The organism is Pseudoalteromonas sp. J2K-J599 (genome assembly GCF_059295115.2).
Map to the genome: position 1 here is coordinate 691,546 of NZ_CM200272.1, position 15,331 is coordinate 706,876.

The window sequence follows — 15,331 nt, forward strand, 5'->3', positions numbered from 1 at the left end:
TGATGAAAAAAAACAAGCGTTCTTCTCTTCAAGATATTGCCGATGCGGTTGGTGTAACCAAAATGACGGTGAGTCGTTATTTACGTAATCCCGAAAAAGTATCAGAGTCTACTCGCACTAAAATTAGTGCAGCTATTGATACGCTAGGTTACATTGCAAATAAAGCCCCTGATTTACTCTCTAATGCTAAAAGCTACTCTATTGGTGTACTAGTCCCATCGTTAACGAATCACGTGTTTGCTCAAGTTATAAAAGGCATTGAAGATGTGACAGGGCCTGCAGGATATCAAACAATGTTAGCCCATTATGGTTACAACCCTGAAATTGAAGAAAAACGGGTTGAGTATCTATTGTCGTATCACGTTGATGGTTTAATTTTATCAGAAACCACACACACAGACAGAACGCTAAAAATGATTGAAACGTCAGGCGTACCTGTGATTGAAATAATGGATACTCATCACTCTCCTATGCAGCAAGCGGTTGGTTTTGATAATGTTAAAGCCGCTTTTGATATGACGACGGCACTTTTAAATAAAGGCTATCGCAATATTGTTTATATAGGTGCAAGGCTCGATGTACGAACACGTCTAAAATTTCAAGGTTATTCAGATGCTATGTTAGCTAAAGGCTTTACGCCTAAAAGTGTGATGACTGATCAAGCTTCATCTTATAGTTTAGGCGCCGAACTTTTACAAAAAGCGCGTACTGACTACCCAAATACTGACTGTTTGTTTTGTACTAATGATGATTTAGCAATTGGGGCTATTTTTGAGTGCCAGCGAAACAATATTTTAGTGCCTAGCCAAATGGGGATTGTGGGTTTTCATGGTCATGATATTGGCCAATCAATGGTGCCTCAATTAGCAAGTGTGATCACCCCTCGTTATCAGATAGGTAATGTTGCGGGAAGAGAGTTGTTGAGCCGGATTAATTCCGATTTGAATACTAGCATGAATTATAAGCAAGTAATTGATTCTGGTTATATAGTTCATCTAGGTGAGAGTGTTTAAATACTCTAATTATATGAGCTTAATTACCTGTGCCTAATTACCTGAGCCTAAATAACAAAAGGCTCAGGTAAATTTTTATATGTGTGATGATAAATCTACGTACTGTAAATTTACAAAAACAGAGAAATAATCATAGCGACAAGTGCGCCAACAGTACCAATAATGGTTTCCATCACTGTCCACGTTTTAAGAGTTTGCATTTCGCTCAAACCGAGATAGCGACTCGCTAACCAAAATCCTGAGTCGTTTACATGGGAGAGCACAATAGAGCCCCCACCAATAGCGATAGTGACAGCGGCAAGCTGCGCTCCATCAAGGCCTAAAGGCTGAAGCATTGGAATAATTAAGCCACACGCTGTAAGCATAGCTACTGTCGCAGAGCCTTGAATAACCCGCACAGCGGCTGATAATACAAAAGCGAGTATTACAATCGGTAAGCCTGAGCCAGCTAAGTAATTACCTAGTGCAGTACCTACTCCTGAATCAACTAATACTTGTTTAAATACCCCACCGGCACCAGTGACAAGAATAATAATTCCTGCAGGTTGTAAGGCACTACCACAAATTTCCATGATTCTAGCATTAGGGACACCGCGCCTTGCACCGAGCAAATAAAATGCCATTAGGCAGGCAACTAAAATTGCTGTAAATGGATGACCTATAAAGGCTAACCAATTATATAAATCAGAGTCTTTTTCAACAAAGCGGCTACCAATAGTATTTAAACTAATCATAATTAACGGCAGAGCAATTAAACCTAATGCTAATCCAAAACTAGGCGTCCCTTTACCAACTCTTTGGTTATCGTCGATTTGTTCGTGCTGTGGGAGTTCTACATGAATAGATTTAGAAATAATAGAGCCCCAAATTGGACCTCCTATAATCATTGCCGGTATGGCAGCAATAAGGCCAAATAAAATCATATAACCATAGTCAGCGCCTAATTGAGAGGCAACCAAAATCGGCCCTGGCGCAGGAATAAGAAACGCCTGACAAGACGCTATCCCAGCAAGTAGCCCAATACCAATTTTAACAACGCTGCCACCGCCTTTTCGTACCACAGCAAAAACAATACCGATTAAAAGTACAACGGCTACATCAAAAAAGAGGGGGAGGGCACAAATAAAGCCCGTAAAGGTAAGCGCCCAATTAGCGTTTTTTTCTCCAAAACGGTGTAAAAGTGTGTGGGCAATGCGATCCAGCGCGCCGGTTTCTTCCATTACTTTGCCAAACATGGCGCCTAAAGCGACCACCACCGCTACAAAGCCTAGTGTTCCGGCCATTCCTTTTTGAATTGTAGCGGCAATTATTTCTGGGCTCATTCCTGAGAATAATCCTGCAATCATAGAAACAAGGATCAAAGAGACGACAGCATGTAGTCGTACTTTCATTACTAAAAAAAGCAATAAAAATATGGAGCCTACCGCTGTTAGTATTAATGATAAATCTGACATTTTTCCCTACTTATATTCAGTGTGAATTATGATGTTTAGTGTGTGTTTAACTTCACTTTCGTATTTGTTACGCGTAACATGTTACCCGTAACTCAATATAATATATACATTGAAAATAATTAATTATTAAATTAAGGCGAGGGTAAATACATGAGTAACACAAATGTAGGTCGTATTTATATTGTAATGGGGGTTTCAAGCACAGGAAAGTCAAGTGTGGGTGATGCATTAGCAAAGCGCATTGGCGCTAAATTTATCGACGGAGACGACTTACATCCCAAGGCTAATATATTAAAAATGTCATCTGGGCAGCCTTTAAATGATGCTGATCGTGTGCCTTGGCTAGAAAGAATACGTGATGCTGCATTTAGCATTGAAAAGAAAAATGAAGTCGCGGTAATAGTCTGCTCAGCATTAAAAAAGAAATACCGAAAACAAATATGTGATGGAAATATAGGCATTACCTTTTTACATCTTTTTGGTGATTTTGAGCTGGTTAAAAGCCGTATGCAGGACAGAAAAGGGCATTTTATGCCTGTTGATTTACTCAAAAGCCAATTTGAAGCGCTAGAAGTTCCAAAAGAAGATGAGCCCAATGTTATAAATATAGATATTAATAACTCATTTGAGCAAGTAGTCGAAAGCTGTATTAGCGCAACTAAAATGAATAGCAACAACAAGCAAAAAGTTTTTAGTTAATCAGTTAACTGTTACTTTTAACATTTAGGGGCTTTATTTGTTATGAGTTAGCGTCTGCTCGTGGTGTTTCTAAAATCGCTTTTTTTTCATCTTCAGATAATATTATCCAATCAAAAATTTCTTCGTTAGTACGCCCACAACCGGTGCAGTAACCGCTGCGCCTTTCGCATATTCCTAGGCAATCAGTTTTAAATTTAGATTGTTTTTTGTTTTGATTTAATTGGCGCATATTAAAGTCCTAACGGTGGTGCAATTTCAAAGCGAGTAGAAAACCCAATACCTTCTTGATTGGTAGCAAGTGTAATGACTGGGGTTTTAGTATCAAGTACAAAGGTGCTGTAAATTGAACTTGCTGTTTCTTTTTGGCTTTCCAACCAACCTGTTTTGCTTAAGCATTGGCGCAATTGCTTAGCCAGTTTTTGATGAGACTTTATTGTTTGCGTTTGTGTTTTAACAGGTGTTTGGCATTGGTAGCTTGCTTGCTCTGACTTATTTAAAGTAACCGTACAGTTTGCTCCAATCATATGAGTATTAGTACGCCATTGATTAGTAAACTGGTTATTTACTTTATCTGTTTTGATTGAATTAAAACCAGACTCATAACTGTTTATAAGGTTATTTATGGTGCTGCATTCATCGGGTGTTACTGTGGTTTTTACAGACTGATTCGTTGTAGTAGTGGTTGTTGTAGTTGTAGTCTGATTAGTTTTGCTGGTACAGCCTGCTAAAATAAATGCGACAATAGAAGGAATAATATAGTTTTTCATAGTTCACAGTAACCGATTAATTTAGCCACGCACTATATCACACGTGATTTACTGTAAAAATAAAAAGGCCCATATAAATATGAGCCTCTTTGTTAGTCACAATTAATGCTATTTATGGCGACCTTGCAAGCATTTAACTACATCTTCAAGGGCTAAGCCTTGGCGTTGTAGTAATACAGTCAGGTGATAAATTAAATCAGCAGACTCGTTTGTTAGCTCATCGTTATCGTGTTTCATAGCGGCAAGGGCAACTTCTACGCCTTCTTCACCTACTTTTTGACAACTACGGCTTAAGTCTTTTGCAAATAATGACGCTGTGTAGCTTTTTTCAGGGTCGTCGTTTTTACGCGCAACAATCACATCTTCTAACTGTGCTAAAAAGCTTAAACTTGGTTTTGCTTCATCACCAAAACAGCTTTGTGTGCCTAAGTGGCACGTTGGGCCTTCTGGGTTGGCAAGTACTAAAATTGAATCGTAGTCACAATCGGTATGTACAGATACTACGTTTAAGTAGTTCTCTGATGACTCGCCTTTAGTCCATAAACGCGATTTTGAACGTGAGTAAAACGTTACCTTATTGGTATCAAGCGTGACAGCGAGTGCTTCGCTGTTCATAAAGCCTTGCATTAAAATAACACCAGAGCGGGCATCTTGAATAATAGCAGGGATCATGTCACTTTTAGCGAAATCGACCTGAGCTTGGTTTTGTTGTGTTACTTGCATAATCTTGCTGCCACTTGGTTATCTGTTAAAAATTGTTTTAGTTCGCCAATGTTAATCACATTTTTATGAAAAACGCTGGCGGCTAATGCACCATCTACTTTGCTTTGTTTAAATACATCAACAAAATCTTGCATACTACCCGCACCGCCAGAGGCGATTAAAGGAATGTCACACAGCTCGCGAATTTTACTTAGTTGCTCGTTGTCGTAACCGTTACGAACGCCATCTTGGTTCATACAGTTTAATACAATTTCGCCTGCGCCTAGGTCTTGTACGCGTTTAACCCATTCTTGTGTTTTATAGCGCGTACGGCTTGATGCGTTAGGATCGCCGGTTAATTGATACACTAAATACTCGCCGGTAATTTCATCAAAAAAGCTATCAATGCCGACTACAACACATTGCTTACCAAACTCATCGTGTAATTCTTTAATAAGTTCAGGACGCGCAATAGCAGGGCTGTTAATGCTTATTTTATCAGCACCGCGCTCAAGTACACGCGCTGCATCAGCCACTGATTTAATACCGCCCGCTACACAAAATGGAATATCGATATTACGTGCAATGCTCTCTACCCAATTCACATCGAGTAGGCGTTTTTCAACGCTTGCGCTGATTTCGTAAAAAACTAGTTCATCGGCACCGGCTTCGCTGTAGGCTTTAGCCATTGTTAAAATATCGCCAACTATTTCATGGCCTTTAAACTTAACGCCTTTAACTACTTGGCCGTCTTTAACGTCTAAACACGGGATTATGCGTTTTGATAACATGCCAGTGCCTCCTCAACGCTAAATGCGCCATCAAGCAATGATTTACCTAAAATAACGCCGCCCACACCAAGCTCTTTAAGCTTTTTAATGTCATCTAGTGAGCTTACGCCACCTGAGGCTTGCACTTTAATTGTGCTGTTGTGGCGAGTTAGGTCTTCGTAAAGCTCAAATGATGGGCCCGTCATGGTGCCATCTTTACTGATGTCCGTGCATAAAAAATCAATAACACCTAAGCTCACATAAAAATCTACCAGCTCAAGTAAACCAAATTCAGATTCACTTAACCAACCGTGCGTTGCTGGTGCCCAGCCCGTGGCTGTTTTATTTACATCAAGAGCAATTACAAAATGCTCTGCACCAAATTGCTCAATCCAGGCTTTTACTTGTTCGCGTTTTTCTACTGCCATTGAACCAATAACAACTTGGTTTGCACCGGCTTTAAGCCAATCACTTACATCTTGCTCTGAGCGAATACCGCCGCCCACTTGATACGGTACATTAAGTGCTTTGGTTGCAGCTTGGATATGTTTCCACTGCTTTTTACTTGGATCGCGTGCACCTTCTAAATCCACAAGGTGTAGTTTACCTGCGCCACTGTCGGCGTATTCTTTTAAACGCGCACCAAGTTCGAAAGGGTAAAACTGTGCTGTGTCGTATTTACCTTGGTACAAGCGCACAATTTGATTTTGTAATACGTCTAATGCTGGAATAATCACAAATAATCTCTTTTTTGTTAGTTAATGGGCAGCTTATAACTGCCAATCAACAAAATTTTGTAATAAACGTGCGCCAACTTTTGCGCTGCGCTCTGGGTGAAATTGCATGCCTGCATAATTGTCTTTAGCAACAATGGCTGAAAAGGTTTGACCATATTCGCCGCTCACTAGTGTGGCGTCGTTTACGGTGTGCGCAAAGCTGTGAACAAAATACACTTGCTCATCAAGCGTTAGCCCTTTAGTTAATGCATGCTCTTTGTTAACGCTTAAGTTATTCCAACCCATATGCGGCGACGTTAAATTGCCTACATCAAGCGCTTTTACTTGCCCTGGTATTTTACCTAGGCACTGTACGTTACCTTCTTCGGTGCTTTCGCACAGTAACTGCATACCTAAACAAATACCCATAAGCGGGCGCTGGTATTCATTTATAGCTTGTTGCCAGCCGTTATCTACTAGGCGTTTCATAGCAACCGACGCGTGACCTACACCTGGCAATATAGCGCGCTCAAAACCCGCTAATTGCTCTGGTGAAGTAATTACTGTTGGTGTTTGCCCTAAGCGTTCAAACGCAAAACGTACAGAATTTATATTGGCACAACCGGTATTAATTATGGCAATCATAAACATCCCTTAGAGCTGGCTGTTTGTTGGGTCGTGTCTTGTGCTACTGCCATACGAAGAGCACGTGAAAACGCTTTAAATAAGCCTTCTACTTGATGATGACAGTTACCGTCGCTTACCGATAAAATAAGGCTAATGGCGGCGTTATCACTTAAGCTTTTGAAAAAGTGCTCAACCATTTGTACGTCTAAATCGCCTGCTTTTTCGCGGCTAAAGTTAGCGTTTAATACAAATGATGCACGACCCGATAAATCAATTTGTGCTTCAGCTTTACACTCGTCCATAGGAAGCGCAAAACCATAGCGTGCAATTTGCGATTTAGTGCCAAGCGCTTGTTTAAGTGCGACACCAAGAGCAATACCAATGTCTTCAACAAGGTGGTGCTCATCTATGTGTAAATCGCCTTTGGCTTTAATGTTTAAGCCAATGTTTGCGTGGGTGCGAATTTGATCAAGCATGTGATCAAAAAAGCCAAGGCCGGTGTCTATACTGCCATTTTTAGTTTGATCTAAGTTTATGGCTACATCAATTTGGGTTTCTTTAGTGTTGCGTGTAACACGACCTTCGCGGTTTGCGGTAGTCAACTTTGTCACTATCGCACTCCAATCGCCGTCGTATAAAATACCTTCACAACATAAGTTTTGAGCAAGGCCAATATCGGTCTGGCGATCGCCAATAACAAAAGAGCGCGCTAAGTCTACTTTGCCTGAGCGCATAAGCTCGGTAAGTAAGCCCGTTTTAGGTTTACGGCAATCACAGTTTTGCTCATCAAAGTGTGGGCAAATTAATACTTCGTCAAAGCTAATGCCTTGGCTTTGCATTATGTCCATCATTTTGTCTTGTGCTATATCAAAATCAGCAGTAGGAAAGCTATCTGTGCCTAAACCATCTTGGTTAGACACCATTACTAAACGGTAACCTGCGGCTTGTAATTGTAATAACGCAGGAATAACACCAGGTAAAAATGCTAGCTTTTCAAGGCTATCCACCTGTTTGTCGGTAATTGGCTCTTCAATAATAGTGCCGTCGCGGTCTATAAATAAATAGGGGTTACTCATGATACTTCGTTTCCTGCTAAAGATGCTGCGGTAGCCGGCGTTTGTAAGCCATCTAACCAAATTTTTACTTGTTCAAGTTCTTGTTCACTGCCAATTGAAATTCGTAGCCAGTCGTCTTCACCGTATAGTGTAAAAGCGCGCATAACCAAACCTTGCTCAAGTGCAATTTTAAAGTAGTTTTTATCGGCTAATTTTAAAGTAACAAAGTTACCTTCACCAGTGAGAATTTTTAATGCAGCAGGGGAGGCGTTTAGCCAATCTACCAACTTAGCTTTTAAGCTATTTAAAATAGTAACTTGGCGGCGCATTGATGTAATTGCATCGGGTGCAATTGCTTGCGCTGCAATACTTGCTACAACACCTGATACCGGATATGGCGCAATGACTTTACGAATTGGCGCTAGTACGCTCACTTGTGCAAGCGTAAAGCCCGTTCTGAGCCCCGCTAACGCAAAGGCTTTAGAAAGCGTGCGCAGAACCACTACATTACTAAACTCATTAATAAGTTTTGTGGCGCTTTGCTCTGGGCAAAACTCTATATAGGCTTCGTCAACAATAACCAGTGCTTTACCCATAAGTGCTGTTGCAATCGCTTTTACTTTATCAAGTGGTGTTAGGCTGCCCGTTGGATTATTTGGGTTACAAATAAATACCAGTTTTGAGCTGCCAACAGCTGCAACTATTTCGTCAGCACTGCCACTTAATAATAATTCTTGGGTAAGCGCGTTAATACCAACGTTGTGTGTATCGGCGGTAACTTTGTACATACCGTAGGTTGGTAAAAATAGCGCAATACTATCTTTAGCTGGCTCACAGTATGTGCGCACTAAAAGCTCAATGCCTTCATCTGCGCCGCGCGTCATTAATACATTTTCGCTTTCAAGCTCTGTATAAGCGGCGTAACGGTCAATAACCAGTTGCGGTTGTGGATCAGGGTAGCGATTTAAATCCTCAATACTCAGTTCAAGATTTTTAGCATACGGGCTTTCGTTAGCATTTAGCCACGTAGTACCGGTTAGCTTTTCACTTTTTGCAGAGCTGTATGCAGCAAGGGCTGCAATATTCTTAGGTAATAAGCTAGACGCTTGTGCGCTCTCATTGCTCATTTTTAATTGCCTCTAAACGAATTGAAACCGCATTAGCATGGGCATCAAGGCCTTCTGCATCTGCAAGTGGTAAAATAGCTTTTGAAAGCTGCGTTAAACCACTTTTGGTAATTGTTTGCACTGTGTATGTACGAAAAAAATCAAGTAAGTTTAAGCTCGAGTATGTTGCACTGTAACCATACGTTGGTAACACGTGGTTAGTACCCGATGCGTAATCGCCTGCAGATTCTGGTGTGTAGTCACCTACAAATACTGAGCCTGCATTTTTAACTTTATCTAGATAAGGTGTTGCATCGCCTAGTTGTAAAATTAAGTGCTCTGGGCCGTATTGCGCCGATACGTCAAATGCTTGCTCAACTGAATCAACCAAAATAAGTGAAGAATTAGCGAGCGCTTGCTCGGCTGTTTCTTTGCGGCTCAAATTAGCTAATTGGCGTGTAAGTGCCTGCTGAGTTTGTTCTATAATACTTTCGCTGTTACATAGTAAAATAACTTGCGAGTCTGCGCCGTGCTCTGCTTGTGAGAGTAAATCGGCGGCTATAAATTCTGGGTTTGCACGTTCATCTGCAATAACTAATACTTCAGAAGGACCTGCTGGCATATCAATTGCCATACCTGGAATAGTTTGCGCAACGAGCTGTTTAGCCATTGTTACGAAGCTATTACCTGGGCCAAAAATTTTGTTTACTTTAGGAACCGATTCGGTGCCATAAGCCATTGCTGCAATTGCGCCTGCGCCACCACTTTCTATCAAAGTAGTAATGCCACATAACTTAGCTGCATATAAAATAGCAGGGTTAATTGCTTTATCACCTTGTACCGGCGTAGCAAGTACAACGGTTTTAGCGCCGCTTAACTGTGCTAATACACCTTGCATAATAACCGACGATGGCAGTGGAGCACTGCCACCGGGTACATAAATACCGACTGCTTCGATGGCTTGATATTTCAGTTCACATACAACGCCTGGTTGGGTTGATAATTTAATATCTTTTGGCAACTGCGCTTCGTGAAAACGTTTAACATTTGCATAAGCGGTGTCAATTGCGTATTTAAGCTCAGCACTTAATGCTTGCTCAGATGCGTTAATTTCATCTAGCGGTACGCGCAAACGTGGGTTAGCTCTATTATCAAACTCTTTGGCCATGCTAAGTAAGGCCTCATCGCCTTGCTCTTTTACATTAGCTAAAATAGTTTTGCATATTGCTTCAACCTTTGCGCTTACAGAAACTGCAGGGCGCATTAGCGCCGCTGCTTGTACTTGTGAAGATTCCTCATTCCAACGAAGCATGGTACTTACTCCATCATTTTTTCAATTGGCATAACTAAAATAGAGTTAGCGCCTAGGGCTTTTAACTGCTCCATTGTTTCCCAAAATAATGTTTCGCTGCTTACCATGTGCAGTGCTACGTATTCTTCATTACCCGCAAGGGCAAGTAGAGTCGGTTGACCAGAACCAGGTAAAATTTCACAAATTTCATCAAGTTTGTTTTTTGGTGCGTGTAGCATGATGTATTTGCTTTCTTTAGCTTGTCTAACACCACGTAGGCGCGGCATAAGCTTATTGATTAGTGCTAGTTTGTCAGCGTCTTGCAGATCTTTATTTTGAATTAAACATGCGTTTGATTCTAAAATTGTATCACCTTGAATTAAGCCGTTAGCTTCAAGTGTTGCGCCAGTAGATACTAAATCACAAATTGCATCAGATAAACCTGCACGTGGTGCTACTTCAACAGAGCCTGTAAGCATTACTGTACTTGCGTTGATGCCTTCGCGCTTTAACCACTGAGTTAAAATTTCTGGGTAGGTAGTTGCAATACGTTTGCCTTCAAACCAGCTCTTATCGCGAGCGCCTAGCTCTTGTGGCCATGCAAGTGCAAGACGACAGTAACCAAAATCTAGTTTTGAAAGTTTGTTTACTTCGCTTGGAACACCTTGGCGTTCACGTTCTGCTTGAACTTCTACTAGTACGTTTTCGCCAACAATACCTAAATCACATACACCGTCCATTACTAAACCAGGAATATCGTCATCGCGCACACGTAGTACGTCAATTGGCATATTAGTTGAGTGTGCAATTAAGCGTTGTTCACGAAGGTTAAGTTTAACACCTAACTGTTTTAACAGATCTTGACAATCTTTAGATAGGCGGCCGCCTTTTTGGATGGCGATACGTAGACGATTTGTGTTACTCATTATTCATTTTCCTTTAATTTAAAAACTAAAAACCCCGAGGGGAACCTCAGGGCGAAAATGAATCAATGTTTTTTGAATCGCCAGAGGTTCCTTTTAGGAATAACCTCTCAGCGAAAGACCTGACAGGTTATTCCGGTGAATGGTGGTGATGATGTACTGTTGTCAGGTTTAAGCGCATTTTTTATCCTATTTAACTGCTCGTTGTTATAGTAACGTTCAGTTGTTATCTGTTTAAATAAATTTCGCATTCATAAAAACATAAACAGCCATATTATGGCAAGTTTTTTTTAGCTTAATTAAAGCATATCTTATAACTGTCGATAATATTAAGAAGGAAAGTGCAATTTTTGCATATATTTGTTTGTTTATTAGCCAAACCAAGCGTTTAGATAATTTAACAGTAAACTAAGGAAGTGTGTATGGATATCATGATTCCTTATTTAGGAAGAATAACCAGACTAGAAGTTGAGTCAAAAAGTGCTTTTCATATTGCGGGTGTGCAAAGTGGATCGGCCGCTGAAAAAGTTGAGCTAGAGAATAAAAAAAGGCGTGAGCTACAAAAAAAGACAAAACTCAATATGCTTGATGAGCAAAATAATAAAAAAAACGCTAACGTAGACGATGACGAAAACCCCCATTTAGATACATGGGCTTGATAATACCAACTTTACTAAATACATAAGCAATTAACTCAAAAAGGCCCTTGCGGGCCTTTTTACTATGTATTTTGCTTATGCCAATTAGCTTAAACTCTTAAGCAGATAGGCATTACTATTGGTTTTTGCTTTTAAATATATAAAAGCTAAATATAGCGAACACACATACCTGAGCTATAATACCTTGCCATGTTGACTTAATACCAAGCCATGCTATATCAAAGCTCATTGGTAGCGACGCAATACCTATTATATCGGCCTCTTGTAATGCAATAACGGCTTTGCCCATAAGCACAAACGAGAGTGCGAATAATAGGTAAGTGGTAATTGCAAAAAACTTAGCAACCGGTAATTTAATTGAGTACTTAATTAATACCCACGTAATAATAGCCAGTATTGCTACAGCTATCGCAAAACCCGATGCAATAGATGAATATTGAGCAGGCGAGCTTTGCGTTAATAAAGACTGATAAAACAATACGGTTTCGAATACTTCACGGTATACGGCAATAAAAGAAAGCCCCGCCAATCCCCAAAGTGTTCCCGACTCAAGACGCTTATCTATATTGTCTTTTATATATTTTTGCCATTGTTGCGCACTTGTTTTACTGTGCATCCATACGCCAACATAAAGTAAAATTACAGCGGCAAACAATGCACCAGCACCTTCCATTACTTCTCGACTTGCACCACTTATTTCTATTAATGTTTGCGCAGCAGCCCATGTTAAGCCACCTGCAATAAGTGCTGTTACCCAGCCAATATGTACATACTTAAGCGCATCTTGACGTTTCGTTTTAATAAGCACGGTCATAAGGGTAATAATAACTAAGAGTGCCTCTAAGCCTTCTCGCAGTAATATTATTAAACTTGCTGAAAGTAGAGCACCATCAGTTAGTTTGGTTTCGTTTAGCATGCTATCAGCTTTAGCGAGTTGTGTGAGTGCTGCACTTACTTTTTCATCAACGACGGCTGTATCTTTTTCGTTTTTGAATGTTTGGCGCAGGTTCATCAGTTGTACTTCGATGTTTTTACGCAAAGTTTCGTCGTAGGCATTTAAGTTGTTTTCAACAAGCTCAAAGCCATCTAGGTATGCACTAATTGCTAAATCACTTGCTTGTGAGTAATTGCCTTTAGCATGCGCGGCTTGTGCTGCTAGTAATTGCGTGCGAGTAACTGTTATCGGATTTTTGTTAGCGCTAAATAATTGTTCTGGGTTACCACGAAGCCATTTAACGTAATGTGCTTGTGCTTCACTTTGACCTGCCGATAATTGTGCAGGGTTTAGGTTTACAATCTGCGAAGCCGTAATGTTTTGTTCTACATTTTGTGGTTTTTGAACATCTTTAAATGCCAAGCTACCTACATAGAAAGCTAAAGACCAACGTTGTTGTTCGTTAAATTGAGTAAAAGCAACCATAGGTGTGTCGTCAATACCGTTACTTACAGCGTCAAATAACCCCATTAATGAGCGGTTAGTTGCACGTTCTTCGTCGGTAAAATTGGTAGGTTCTGGCGATAAATCTTTTGCAAGCGGACCGTCGCCTTGACCACTTAGGCCATGACACATTGAGCAGTTAGCAGCAAAAAGCGCTTTAGTTTGCTCAACCGGAAGCAACGATGTAGGTAATGATAGTTGTGGCATAAAGGTAAGCAGCGACTCACGAAGCGCTGAGCTTGCTGCACGTACATCAGCAACACTCGCTTTATTAGCAATCGCTGTATGCAGTGCTTTAGCTTGTGCCTTTACTGTATCAAACTCATTGGTTTGACTTGATAGCTGTCCAGCTTGCTCAATAATGACGTGCGAAAATTCAGTCATTTCTTGATATTCGTCGGGGTCAAGTATTTCACCATTTCCAACAGCTGCCACGTAATCTACACCTACATACTCTGCAAGCTGTGCAATTTGTTTTATTTTTGTTTGCTCATTAGGTGAGGCCGACACATTAAAGCTTGCCATAGCCATTATAAAAAGCACAAAAAAACAATGAAATTGTCGTTTGCCCATAGATACCAAATTAAAAAACACGTGAGAATTATTTTTGGACATTGAAAAGCCCTACAGAGGAAAAGCCAAAATTATAATTGTTTTCATTTGCATTTCAAGCGGATTAATTTAAACAAAGAAGATAAATAAAAAGGATAACAATTTATAGAACTTTAAAGTGTTTTTGTAACACGAGAGTAACAGTAACCAAGTGATTTATATAATAACTTGGTTACTGAGTTGATTGCTCACAAAGCATTTATTACTTTGCTTGCTCAGCTGATTTAATGCTGCTTTGGATAAGCGGCGAAATAGTTAAGCCTTGTACAATAATAGAAAATATAACCACAACGTAAGTAACAATAACGATTAGGTTATGTAGGTCAGAGCCGCCTACAAAAACTTGCTCGCGTGGGATTGCTGCTGCCATTGCCAGTGCAAGGCCACCACGTAGCCCACCCCAGGTTAAAATTTTAACGCTGTGCTTGTCGTAAGTTCTAAAGCGTTTAAAAATAACAAAAGGGGCGCCTACACTAATAAAGCGTGCTATTAATACTGCAGGTACCATTAGTAAGCCTAAGCCAATTTCACCAAGTGTGATTGGCATCGTCACTATTAGCATACCTATTATTAAAAACAGTAGGGCATTTAAAAAGCTATCGGTTGCATGCCAAAAATCTTTTACGTAACGAGTATCTTCAGGCCCCGTGCGCTCAGTTGCTTTAGAGCGAGTAATGTTACCCATTAATATGCCACTGGTTACCATGGCAAGTGCGCCTGATATTTCCCAAATATTTGCAGCGGCAAAACCTGCGGTAGGAATAGTTAAGGTAATTAATAAGCGAATATTTACATCGCGGCTATTAATAATTAAAAAGTGGCCAACCAAAGCGATAACTAAACCAAATGCAATACCGCCGAGGGCGTCTACAAAAAAGAGTTCTGCTATATCGCCAAATTGTGCATCGGTACCATAAAAAGCAACCGAAAAAATGGTCGTAAATATTACCAAACCAATACCGTCGTTAAATAGCGACTCACCTTCTACTTGCACCGATATACCCTCTGGCGCACGCATTTGTTTAATAATAGCAAGTACAGCAATAGGGTCGGTTGGGCTAATAAGTGCGCCAAATAATAAACAGTATATAAATGGTACATCAAAGCCAAATAAGGCAAATAGATAAAAACTTAAATAACCGACTATAAAAGTAGAAGCAATGGTTGAAAATAGCACTAGTGCGGTTATTTCCCATCGTTGTTTACGAAGCGCCATAAGGTTAATTTCCAGTGCGCCAGCATAAAGTAAAAAACCCAACATGCCTTTGAGTAATAACTCGTTAAAGTTAATACTGGAAACAATTTGGGTCATGGCTAATGCATTTTGATCGCCTAATAATTTAACGGCAATAATCAATAATAAAGAAATAACAACTGAGCCTGTAGTAATGGCAATTGTAGTTTGCATTTTGAGGATATATTGGTTTGCAAAAGCAATAAAAATTGCAATGGCAGAGAGAAAACAAATGAGATACCAAGCATTCATTGGCTAACCTTAC

General features: G+C 40.2%; 16 protein-coding genes. 3 read left to right on the forward strand and 13 right to left on the reverse strand.

From position 1 onward, the window contains the following. Positions 1–2: 2 nt before the first annotated feature. Positions 3–1,013, forward strand: coding sequence for a gluconate operon transcriptional repressor GntR (gene gntR / locus AC5NT5_RS19875; RefSeq protein ID WP_494513544.1), 1,011 nt, complete (start codon positions 3–5; stop codon positions 1,011–1,013). A 110-nt stretch (positions 1,014–1,123) separates the two neighbouring features. Here gntR and gntU read toward each other — a convergent pair whose 3' ends face one another. Continuing rightward, positions 1,124–2,467 (reverse strand): gluconate transporter, encoded by a 1,344-nt coding sequence (gntU, locus tag AC5NT5_RS19880; protein WP_004586388.1) that lies wholly within the window; start codon positions 2,465–2,467, stop codon positions 1,124–1,126. Between the two features lie 150 nt (positions 2,468–2,617). On the opposite strand from gntU, the gene AC5NT5_RS19885 reads away from it, so the two are divergent. Continuing rightward, positions 2,618–3,166: a gluconokinase gene (locus tag AC5NT5_RS19885; protein ID WP_494513545.1), complete on the forward strand. Its 549-nt coding sequence runs from the start codon at positions 2,618–2,620 to the stop codon at positions 3,164–3,166. Between the two features lie 40 nt (positions 3,167–3,206). Here the strand turns inward: AC5NT5_RS19885 and AC5NT5_RS19890 are convergent, their stop codons facing one another. The 10 genes from AC5NT5_RS19890 to hisG form a co-directional block, all read right to left on the reverse strand. Beyond that, complete coding sequence (locus AC5NT5_RS19890) at positions 3,207–3,395, reverse strand: DUF1289 domain-containing protein (RefSeq protein ID WP_165723885.1); 189 nt, start codon at positions 3,393–3,395, stop codon at positions 3,207–3,209. Between the two features lies 1 nt (position 3,396). After that, positions 3,397–3,933: a hypothetical protein gene (locus tag AC5NT5_RS19895; RefSeq protein WP_494513546.1), complete on the reverse strand. Its 537-nt coding sequence runs from the start codon at positions 3,931–3,933 to the stop codon at positions 3,397–3,399. Positions 3,934–4,041: 108 nt separating this feature from the next. Beyond that, positions 4,042–4,656, reverse strand: coding sequence for a bifunctional phosphoribosyl-AMP cyclohydrolase/phosphoribosyl-ATP diphosphatase HisIE (gene hisIE, locus AC5NT5_RS19900; RefSeq protein ID WP_007376299.1), 615 nt, complete (start codon positions 4,654–4,656; stop codon positions 4,042–4,044). Continuing rightward, positions 4,647–5,426: an imidazole glycerol phosphate synthase subunit HisF gene (gene hisF / locus AC5NT5_RS19905; protein ID WP_002960269.1), complete on the reverse strand. Its 780-nt coding sequence runs from the start codon at positions 5,424–5,426 to the stop codon at positions 4,647–4,649. Before hisF ends, hisIE begins: the two co-directional genes overlap by 10 nt. Next, on the reverse strand, positions 5,408–6,142 hold the full coding sequence (locus tag AC5NT5_RS19910; RefSeq protein WP_002960267.1) for a 1-(5-phosphoribosyl)-5-[(5-phosphoribosylamino)methylideneamino] imidazole-4-carboxamide isomerase: 735 nt from the start codon (positions 6,140–6,142) through the stop codon (positions 5,408–5,410). Before AC5NT5_RS19910 ends, hisF begins: the two co-directional genes overlap by 19 nt. Before the next feature lie 33 nt (positions 6,143–6,175). Then, complete coding sequence (hisH, locus tag AC5NT5_RS19915) at positions 6,176–6,766, reverse strand: imidazole glycerol phosphate synthase subunit HisH (RefSeq protein ID WP_002960265.1); 591 nt, start codon at positions 6,764–6,766, stop codon at positions 6,176–6,178. Beyond that, positions 6,763–7,824 (reverse strand): bifunctional histidinol-phosphatase/imidazoleglycerol-phosphate dehydratase HisB, encoded by a 1,062-nt coding sequence (gene hisB / locus AC5NT5_RS19920; RefSeq protein WP_008138596.1) that lies wholly within the window; start codon positions 7,822–7,824, stop codon positions 6,763–6,765. Before hisB ends, hisH begins: the two co-directional genes overlap by 4 nt. Beyond that, positions 7,821–8,930, reverse strand: a complete 1,110-nt coding sequence (hisC, locus tag AC5NT5_RS19925) for a histidinol-phosphate transaminase (protein WP_200220563.1) — start codon at positions 8,928–8,930, stop codon at positions 7,821–7,823. Before hisC ends, hisB begins: the two co-directional genes overlap by 4 nt. Then, positions 8,920–10,221: a histidinol dehydrogenase gene (hisD, locus tag AC5NT5_RS19930; RefSeq protein WP_024597350.1), complete on the reverse strand. Its 1,302-nt coding sequence runs from the start codon at positions 10,219–10,221 to the stop codon at positions 8,920–8,922. The genes hisC and hisD overlap by 11 nt, the downstream gene beginning before the upstream one ends. A gap of 5 nt (positions 10,222–10,226) precedes the next feature. Further along, on the reverse strand, positions 10,227–11,126 hold the full coding sequence (hisG, locus tag AC5NT5_RS19935; RefSeq protein WP_002960257.1) for an ATP phosphoribosyltransferase: 900 nt from the start codon (positions 11,124–11,126) through the stop codon (positions 10,227–10,229). A gap of 419 nt (positions 11,127–11,545) precedes the next feature. On the opposite strand from hisG, the gene AC5NT5_RS19940 reads away from it, so the two are divergent. Further along, the gene (locus AC5NT5_RS19940) at positions 11,546–11,782 is read left to right on the forward strand and encodes a hypothetical protein (protein WP_494513547.1); all 237 of its coding nucleotides are present in this window, start codon (positions 11,546–11,548) and stop codon (positions 11,780–11,782) included. 115 nt (positions 11,783–11,897) lie between these two features. Here the strand turns inward: AC5NT5_RS19940 and AC5NT5_RS19945 are convergent, their stop codons facing one another. Both AC5NT5_RS19945 and AC5NT5_RS19950 read right to left on the reverse strand, forming a co-directional pair. Next, positions 11,898–13,751: a cytochrome c/FTR1 family iron permease gene (locus AC5NT5_RS19945; protein ID WP_494513828.1), complete on the reverse strand. Its 1,854-nt coding sequence runs from the start codon at positions 13,749–13,751 to the stop codon at positions 11,898–11,900. A 283-nt stretch (positions 13,752–14,034) separates the two neighbouring features. Continuing rightward, positions 14,035–15,318, reverse strand: coding sequence for a cation:proton antiporter (locus tag AC5NT5_RS19950; protein ID WP_149592914.1), 1,284 nt, complete (start codon positions 15,316–15,318; stop codon positions 14,035–14,037). Positions 15,319–15,331: the final 13 nt, after the last annotated feature.

Coding starts and splice junctions, on each gene's coding strand:
- AC5NT5_RS19890 (WP_165723885.1), bottom strand. CDS start 3,395: ATGCGCCAATTAAATCAAAACAAAAAACAATCTAAATTTAAAACTGAT.
- hisIE (WP_007376299.1), bottom strand. CDS start 4,656: ATGCAAGTAACACAACAAAACCAAGCTCAGGTCGATTTCGCTAAAAGT.
- hisB (WP_008138596.1), bottom strand. CDS start 7,824: ATGAGTAACCCCTATTTATTTATAGACCGCGACGGCACTATTATTGAA.
- AC5NT5_RS19945 (WP_494513828.1), bottom strand. CDS start 13,751: ATGGCTATGGCAAGCTTTAATGTGTCGGCCTCACCTAATGAGCAAACA.
- hisD (WP_024597350.1), bottom strand. CDS start 10,221: ATGCTTCGTTGGAATGAGGAATCTTCACAAGTACAAGCAGCGGCGCTA.
- AC5NT5_RS19940 (WP_494513547.1), top strand. CDS start 11,546: ATGGATATCATGATTCCTTATTTAGGAAGAATAACCAGACTAGAAGTT.
- hisF (WP_002960269.1), bottom strand. CDS start 5,426: ATGTTATCAAAACGCATAATCCCGTGTTTAGACGTTAAAGACGGCCAA.
- gntR (WP_494513544.1), top strand. CDS start 3: ATGAAAAAAAACAAGCGTTCTTCTCTTCAAGATATTGCCGATGCGGTT.
- hisC (WP_200220563.1), bottom strand. CDS start 8,930: ATGAGCAATGAGAGCGCACAAGCGTCTAGCTTATTACCTAAGAATATT.
- AC5NT5_RS19950 (WP_149592914.1), bottom strand. CDS start 15,318: ATGAATGCTTGGTATCTCATTTGTTTTCTCTCTGCCATTGCAATTTTT.
- hisH (WP_002960265.1), bottom strand. CDS start 6,766: ATGATTGCCATAATTAATACCGGTTGTGCCAATATAAATTCTGTACGT.
- hisG (WP_002960257.1), bottom strand. CDS start 11,126: ATGAGTAACACAAATCGTCTACGTATCGCCATCCAAAAAGGCGGCCGC.
- gntU (WP_004586388.1), bottom strand. CDS start 2,467: ATGTCAGATTTATCATTAATACTAACAGCGGTAGGCTCCATATTTTTA.
- AC5NT5_RS19895 (WP_494513546.1), bottom strand. CDS start 3,933: ATGAAAAACTATATTATTCCTTCTATTGTCGCATTTATTTTAGCAGGC.
- AC5NT5_RS19885 (WP_494513545.1), top strand. CDS start 2,618: ATGAGTAACACAAATGTAGGTCGTATTTATATTGTAATGGGGGTTTCA.